Source organism: Thermoplasma sp. (assembly GCF_008709555.1).
Taxonomy (GTDB): domain Archaea; phylum Thermoplasmatota; class Thermoplasmata; order Thermoplasmatales; family Thermoplasmataceae; genus Thermoplasma.
In genome coordinates this window covers 1-635 of the sequence record NZ_VYIJ01000045.1, presented here as the reverse complement: position 1 = coordinate 635, position 635 = coordinate 1, and the positions used below count along the sequence as shown (strand labels likewise).

Here is a 635-nt window from a genome sequence, read left to right as displayed (position 1 = left end):
ATATCAGATTCATGGTGCTGGTTATGTTCTTAACCATGGTCTCATTGGCCTCCCTTAGGCCGATCATAGAATATGGGGCGGATCTCTGTTCCGCAAGATGCACGACGGCATCCGGCCTTACCTTCTTTATAACCCTGTACATGAAATCCGGATTTGACGCATCGCCATAGAAAAAGGGTATTTTCTTCCCGAAGTGTTCGTGAAGCTTCCTGTTTCTCTCCTGGAATGAAAGTATGGGGAGAGCAGAGTCAGAACCTACATTAGAAACTCTCTTTCTTGTTATGAAATTATCGAGTCCATAGACCTCATGTCCCCTGTTGAGTAACCTGAGAGCAAGTGGAAAACCAATATATCCGTCAATGCCCATTATGAGTATCTTCATTCAATATAGTATTTTACAGAAGGTAAAAATCTTTCTCGATATTGCCGATCCAAAGATCAAAGTATCATAGGACTGGATGCCGTCTTGCGAAAGGTAGGCTTGAAATACAGGAGTACATTAAACTTTAGACAACATAATAATTCGTACGTCTCAGAGGTGCTCTTTTGTCGTCTGTAAGCAAATATTCATGGGGTGGATCTCTCATCGAGATACGGCAGTTGAGAAAGGTTTACTCAAACGGCAAGGTTGCCAT

1 protein-coding gene is annotated in these 635 nt (G+C 42.4%); it reads right to left on the bottom strand.

From position 1 onward, the window contains the following. Positions 1 to 382 (bottom strand): GDP-mannose 4,6-dehydratase (locus F6Q11_RS07570; protein WP_297028006.1); only part of this gene is annotated, 382 nt, incomplete at its 3' end. Positions 383 to 635 lie beyond the last annotated feature (253 nt).